Genomic DNA, 6948 nt, shown 5'->3' on the forward strand with positions numbered 1-6948 from the left:
CGATATGGTGGGCGCCGGGGCCGCCCCGTCACCGGTGACGGTGAAGGTGGACTCGACCTCGGCGCTGCCGTCGTCCGTGCGGACCCGGGCGGTGAGGGTGTGCTTGCCCGGGCTCGGATTGCCCAGCGGGACGCTGAACGGCGCGTCCCGGTCATCGAGTACCGTGTCGCCGTCGAGGGAGAACTTGACCCGCTCGACCTTGTCCAGGGTGTCCGTGCCCGCGGTCAGGGTGATCTCGGTACCGCCCTGGATGGACTGCCCTTCGAGAGGGCTCGTGCCGGCGCTGAGAACCCAGCGGCCGAGGGGGCGGGGCGGGGCGGCCTTTTCGGTGGGTCCGGCGAGGGTGCTCGGGTGCGCGGTGGCCGCGGCTGCCGGGGTGGGCACCGGCTCCTGTCCGCCCCGGGTGAGGAGGATGCCGACGATGATGACGAGTACAAGCCCGGTGGCGCCGATCCCCAGCCACAGCCGGCGCCGTCGGTCCGTCAGCGCACGCAGGTTCAGCCTGTGCCCTTTGGGACGGATGTCGGTGCTTTCGCCGTAGAGATCCGTTTCGGTGCGGGTGTGGCCGTCCACGGGTGTGGGCCTCATCCGCTTCTCCTCGCTGTTCCGGCGTCCGAGTTCGGTCTGTATCGGAGCATACCCGGATCTTTCCGGGCAACTTGCCAGGCTGTACGCGCCGAGTTGATCGGACGCCGGGCTGATCGGGCGTGATGGTGTCCGCGTGCTTGTCGAGTCTGCGCCTGAGGCCTGCCGCTGGACGACGCCGGGTCGGTGTCGTCCAGCCGTGCCCGCTGCCGGCCGGTCCACGCCCCGGCCGGACCGCTGCCGTAGTCGGACCGCTGCCGCGGTCGTGACCGCAGCCATGTCCCGGTCGTCTCCCGGGCCATGTCCTGGTCGTGCGTGGTGGCGGTCGGGCGGTCAGCGAGCGGCGGATGTCGTCTGCCGGCGCCGCCGTCGGGGCCGGGACGTCATGCCGGCGCGGCCCGGTCCTGTCATGGTTGCCGTGGGCCTGGTGGCCGTGGGCCGCCCCGATCCCTTTTTCGCTGTCGCGAAAACGTTGTTCATTCGTCCCGGGGCGATGTCGTTCCGATTTTCCGAGCCGCCGGCCCGGGCCGCCGAACGCGGGAGCGACCGCCGTCGACGACGGCTGTCATAGCTGGCCGACTCGGTGGGTGAACTGTTCCGGGCAGCTTTTCCGGGGCCGTCGCCATGCCGTATGGCGGGCCCCGGCCCGGGTTTCCCGGATTTCACCGGGCCGGCTTCCGCACACGCCGGATCCGCTGGCCCGCGCGGCGGCCGGTCGTATCGGTAAATGATTGCTCCGACGGCTTTCCGGGCTTTTCCGGAAAGCGGGACGGGCGGGGCCGCGCAGGCCGGCGGCCCGCGGTGGCCGGCTCCGCGACGAGCTGCCCGCCCGCTGGCTGGCGGGGATTCCGGCGCATGGTCGGGGCTGTCCCCCGGTTTGCCGGCCTGTGATCGACCACGATGCCGACGATGAGGCCGACCGCACCGTGGGCGCATCACCGCACGGCCGGACGAAGATCCGAACGGCGTCCGTTGTGAAACATGCTCGTAACCTGATGGAGGTCTGCCTGCGGATATGCGACGCCGGCATCCGAGGCCCGGCGTGGAGGCGAGCGTCGTTCGGGGACGGGCGACGCGCCGGCCTGCGTCCAGGAGACCTCGACGAAGGCCGGATCGTGTACTTAACGTTGCTGGCTGTCACCGCGACGTTGATATCGTGCCCCGGGCCCCGGACACACGCTAGAAAGATGTAGTCAGGGCTGCTTGCTCGCATCCAACGCCCATCCGACTCTATAGCTTTGGCGGTGGGCGCCACTTCTGGTTGGTTGGTTATGTGTCAGGTTGTCGCCTCGGGGGATCGCCGGGTAGACGATGGGGAGGCTCGTGTGCGTGAGGTTAAGGTCAAGTTCCACGTGTGGGACCGGGAGGCGCTCTTCCTGACCCTCAAGGCGCGAGGCATCGAGCTGGGTGAGCCGTTCTTTCAGGACGACCAGGCGTACGCCCCTGATCGCTGGACCTTCGAGGACAGTCGGCTGGGGGTGTCCTTCCCGCGGCTGCGCACGATAAACAACCGTCATTTCTTCACATTGAAACAGCCCACGATCAACGCCCAGGCGTACGTCTCGTTCGAGACCGAGGTCGCCGATCGTGATCAGATGCACCAGGCCATCCTGAACATGGGTTTCTGTCCCACGGTACGGGTGGCCAAGATCCGGCGGACGGCCAGCCTGGGCAACATGTCGCTCTATGTGGACGAACTCGACGGGCTGGGTATGTTCCTGGAGCTCGACTGCCCGGTGTCCCCACACGAGTCGGTGGTCGCCGTACAGGAGGCGTTGAATGCCTTTGTGGCATCCCTGGGCGTTGATGTGACACGTACCGAAGAAACATGTGACGCGCTGGTGCGGACCGCCCAGTTGCGTGCCGCCTGAGATCCCTCGAGACCTTTTCTCGGATCCGCTGTCCAGGTGGTCCACGCCTGGGCGGTCCCTGGTGCGTGTCGTCGCCCGCGTGTCGCGGCCACTCCTGGCGGACACCGTGGCCGGACCGCGACGGCACCGGGGTCCCGATGGGCCGAAACGGTCCCAGTCGGCCGATACCAGTCGAATAGTGCCGATCGGGCGGTGTCAGCCGTCCGGCACTAGTCGTCCGGTACCAGCCGGCCGGCGACGGTAGTTCGATACCTGTTGCCCAGTATTATCCTGTTTTGGGGCTCGTTGCTCATTCGTTGATTTTTCAGAGTGCTTCTCCTGTTGCTTGGGTGTCCGGATGCTGTTCGGTCTCCGGCTCCACGCTTCGCCTCGGGCCGCGGACGTCCGGCGGCTGCGGCGGCGTGCGCCCGGCGGCGCATGATCAGTGTTATCCGGCCGGCGTGCGGCCGCTGCGTGGCCACGCTGTGGTCGGACGGGCGGACGGGCGGACGGACGGGCGTTGGTGCGGCCGGGGCCGGCCGTGTGCGATCCGCGCCAGTGTGAATACGTCGGGTTCGTGCTGAGGGGGCGGCCACAAAGATTTCCGGCCGGTTCGCGGAGTCCGCTCCCGTCGCTCGCGGATAAAATCTTTCCCGGGTGGCAGGGCGCTCGCGCCTGGTAATCATTTGTCGACGTAACCATGGATTCCGGCCGGAATGGTGACGTGGCGTACCAGCGAGGTGTGAGGTTCTCCACCAGATTTTCCCGCGGATGACGTGGGTAGCCACGGGCGACTACATATGTCACACGACCACATGTAACCCCGTGACACGGGCGATGCAACCGACTACAGATGGGTGGGCCGCGGCACATGGTGCAAAGCTGTGCCTGGGCGAATGGCCCGGCCGCGCTTTCGCGTGTGCCGGCCACGGCCGGGCGGCCCGGACGGCGGGCCGGCAGGTCGTGCGCCGCTGCCGTCGGTCATGCCCGGGCGCTCGTCATCCGCATCGTTCACGCCGCACTGTCGATCCTGCTCCCGGCGGCGCTGCCCGGCCGGACGGCCCTTGCCGACCACGGCGCGTCCCTGGCCCGGCCACGCGGTTGCTCCGTGGTTCCCGCGGCGACCGGGATCCTCAGGCACGCGATGGCTCGCCGGGGACCACCGCGGGACGTCCGCCGGCCGTGAGATGAGCGTCGGCCGCTCCGGCGGCTGCCTGCCCCGGTAGCCCGCGGCCCGCGGCGCTGTGGCCGCTCCGGCGGGGGCCGGCGGCACCGCGCCCGGCAGGACCCGGCCCTCTTCGGTCGGTCGGGACCGTCACAGCCGCTGCCGGCACGTTGATCCGTCGGCGTCGTCCTCCGCCGAGGAGACCGATCCGACGACCGGGCGACGCTGCTCACCTCACGCCACGCCACCTCACGCCACGCCACGTCAGGTCTGCCGCTGTCCGGATGCCACACGCCGGCAGGTTTCTCAGTGCCGGCGGGCTCCTCGATGTTTCCGGGCCCCGCCGCGGCGTATCGGTGCCTGCCTGTCGCGACCGACACACCGGCCATCCGCGCCAGCTGTTGCCACTTCGGCGGATCATGCCGCCGCCACGCCCTTCACGCATCCAAGGACGGTCTTTGTTGACTACTCTGGGCCCTGAACCTGCCCCACGAGGCGACGCCCCACGAGGCGACGCCGCACGAGACGACAGCGGCCGCCAGCCGCCAGCCGCCGATGGCCTGGCAGCCCGGCGCCAGCCCGGCCAGCTGGAGGCGGCGGTCCTCGCGGTCGTCTGGGCGGCGCGCGCACCGGTCAGCACCGGCGACATCCAGCGGGAGCTGGGTGGGGAACTCGCGCACAGCACCATTGCCACCACGCTCGCCCGTCTCATCAGCAAGGGGCATGTCGAGCGGGTCCGCGTCCGTCGGCTCTGGATGTATCACCCGACCCGGCGTCAGGAGGAACACGCCGCCGCCCAGATGCTCGCGGCACTGGAGCGCGCGGGCGACCCCGACGCGGCACTGGGTCATTTCGCCGCGGCTCTGTCGCCCGGGCAGGCGCGCCTGCTGCGCGGGCTGCTGGAGTCCGCGGCCCCGGACACCCGTGCGGCCACGGATGCTCCCGGCGCCGGAGATCCGGACGCGGGATGAGGCGACGACCCGGGCGCAGGACACAGGGCGCAGGGCCGGGCGGGCCGTCTGCGATCGTGGTGAGACATGGCCGAGACGTGGCCTTGAGCTTTGGTGCCTGCCGGGCACGTTCCTCACGGGAGTAGCGCGCTCCCACGAAGCGCGCCGCAGCCGGAGCACAGACCGCGAAAGACGATCCGCGCCTCGTCCAGGCTGGCGATACCGGGATGGGCGTCGGCGTCCGGACGCAGACAGGGGGGTGTGCCGACGGCGCAGGCGATGTCCTGGACCGATCCGCAGGAGCGGCAGACGAAGTGGTGGTGGAAGGTGCCGCCCACTTCGTAGAGGGTCACGCCCGAGCCGACGTCCACCAGCAGCGCGAGCTCGGCGGCGGTGAGGTCGCGCAGAACGTTGTAGACGCTGGCTCGAGCGAGATCGCGGCCCTGGCCCGTCAGGTGGCTGTGCACCTCGTCGGCCCGCCGGTGGCCGCCGAGACGGATCAGGGCGTCCAGCACCGCGAGCCGGGGGCCGGTGGCCCGCAGGCCCGCGGTACGTAGCCGGGCGCTCAGTTCAACTGTGCGCCAAACATCCATGTGTGCTTGTCCAGGGTCGCGGTGAGGCCGATCAGCAGGTCCTGGGTTACCGGGTCGAGATCGTTGAGCTGGTCCACCCGCGTACGGAGGGCGTCGGCTACTTTCCGTAGTCGGTTGGCGATCGCGCGCACCGCGTCGGCGTCGCTGATCGGCCCCGCGGGCAGTTCGCTCAGCGGTGTCTCCTTTGCCACGGTGGCGCTGCGCCCGTCCGGATGGTAGCCGATGGCCACCGCGCGTTCCGCGACTTCGTCCGCGCCCAGCCGCACGTCGTTGACCAGCGTGTCGAGCTGCTGGTGTACCGGGAGGAAGTGGGGGCCGACGACGTTCCAGTGGGCCTGTTTGCCCTGCTGGGCAAGATCAACAAACTCTACCAGTGTGGCTTGGAGCAGGCTACCCACGCGATCAACCTTGTTGATCATATCTGAGTCTCCTCTTCTTTGGACTATGTCTAATCTACCCGCTGTCCATAATGTGATCATGATGTTTTCCGGGGTGGCCGAAGACCCCGGAGGGGCCGCGACGAGGCGGCGTCGCGGTGTCGTGAGGCCCCCGTGCGGATGCGGGTGCGGCCGTCGGGAGCCGGGGCGCGAGGGTCCGTCCGGCCCATGTGCTTCCCGATGTTGGTGCGGGTGCGGCCGTCGGGAGCCGAGGCGGGCGGAGCGGTCCATACCCTCTCTCGGACGGGCCGACACCAGGCGCTCGTGGCGGCGGGCGTCGCGCGGCCGAGAAGAACCGTTGCGGCGATGCCGGATCCATCGATGGCGAGCCCACTGACGGTGAATCATTCGATGCTGAACGCGACCAATGTCGCCGGCACGCCAAGCCCGCTCCCCAGGCCGCGGGTCATGTTCGGCAGCCCACTGGGCGCCCGTCGTCGCACGGCGGGGCCATGGTCATCACGGCGGGGCCATGGTCATCACGGCGGCGTTGTTCGCTAGAGCACCGGTCAAGTAGCGCGGATCCCATCCACGGACCACCCGTGCAGGCCATGATCCAGGCTATTTTGTCGTTGTGTACGCTTTTGCGGCCAAAAAGCGTACACAACGACAAAATAGCGTCGATCTTCTCCGGTAGCTGGCGCTCATCGAAGCGGGCCACCGTTCGGGGGGATACGTATGGTTACCCGACCGGCGCTCTAGGGGTGAACGTCCTGGGGCCGGGTGCGATGCTCAGCCCGCTCCCGCTCCCGCTCCCGCTCCCGCTGCTCAGGCGTGGCGGGACGGCGAACGGAGGTTCCGGACGGCACGGCGGGGGCCGGCAGCCCGGGCCCGGGCCCAGAGGCGACGTCCCGGCGCCGCGGCGGCCTATAGTCGATCATGGGATCGTCGGTGCGGGCCTGGATGGCGCACGGGCGCCCCCTGGAGGCGTCCACGGCGTACAGCCCTGTTATGGACGTATCGGTTACGGATATGTCTGCCGGTTACCTGAGGGGCTTCCGGCGGCATGAAGGCCGCGGGGCTCGGAAGGGGATGGGTGCCGTTGCCGGACCGGCGCTGGTGATGGACGACATCCGCAGGTCACGGCCCTGCCGGGTACGACGCGATGCGGCCGGGCCGCGTTCTCAAATATAGACAGATTATTATTCTGTTTCTGTTCGACCGGTTCACCGGGCTGGCCGTCGGGGCCGTCGGGCGTCCGGGGCGGCAAGGAAGATGATCTGGTTGCCCTCGGCTGTCCGGGCGGCGCCGCGGGCCCGCGCTGCCCCGCCATTTCGTGGATTCGAGGTCATTCCGCGGATTCGTGTCATCGCGGATAACGTCGACAACGGTGGCCAATGGGGCGTCCGCGTCCGATGGATGTCGCCT

5 protein-coding genes are annotated in these 6948 nt (G+C 69.4%); 2 read left to right on the top strand and 3 right to left on the bottom strand.

The window, feature by feature from the left end; genetic code table 11:
* On the bottom strand, nucleotides 1–588 hold a 588-nt coding region (locus tag AC5LUJ_RS15235; RefSeq protein WP_493465148.1), incomplete at its 3' end, for an Ig-like domain-containing protein.
* 1322 nt (nucleotides 589–1910) lie between these two features.
* Here AC5LUJ_RS15235 and AC5LUJ_RS15240 point away from each other — a divergent pair.
* Together AC5LUJ_RS15240 and AC5LUJ_RS15245 are read left to right on the top strand one after the other, a co-directional pair.
* Entirely contained in the window at nucleotides 1911–2456 is a 546-nt protein-coding gene (locus AC5LUJ_RS15240) for a class IV adenylate cyclase (RefSeq protein ID WP_250287040.1), read from the top strand.
* 1602 nt (nucleotides 2457–4058) lie between these two features.
* Complete coding sequence (locus AC5LUJ_RS15245; RefSeq protein ID WP_250287043.1) at nucleotides 4059–4571, top strand: BlaI/MecI/CopY family transcriptional regulator; 513 nt, start codon at nucleotides 4059–4061, stop codon at nucleotides 4569–4571.
* A 113-nt stretch (nucleotides 4572–4684) separates the two neighbouring features.
* Here AC5LUJ_RS15245 and AC5LUJ_RS15250 read toward each other — a convergent pair whose 3' ends face one another.
* The gene (locus tag AC5LUJ_RS15250) at nucleotides 4685–5143 is read right to left on the bottom strand and encodes a Fur family transcriptional regulator (RefSeq protein WP_250292622.1); all 459 of its coding nucleotides are present in this window, start codon (nucleotides 5141–5143) and stop codon (nucleotides 4685–4687) included.
* Nucleotides 5116–5562, bottom strand: coding sequence for a Dps family protein (locus tag AC5LUJ_RS15255; protein WP_250285003.1), 447 nt, complete (start codon nucleotides 5560–5562; stop codon nucleotides 5116–5118). The genes AC5LUJ_RS15250 and AC5LUJ_RS15255 overlap by 28 nt, the downstream gene beginning before the upstream one ends.
* Between the last annotated feature and the right edge of the window lie 1386 nt (nucleotides 5563–6948).

The sequence above is a fragment of the Protofrankia sp. CiP1_Cm_nod3 genome (genome assembly GCF_982290655.1).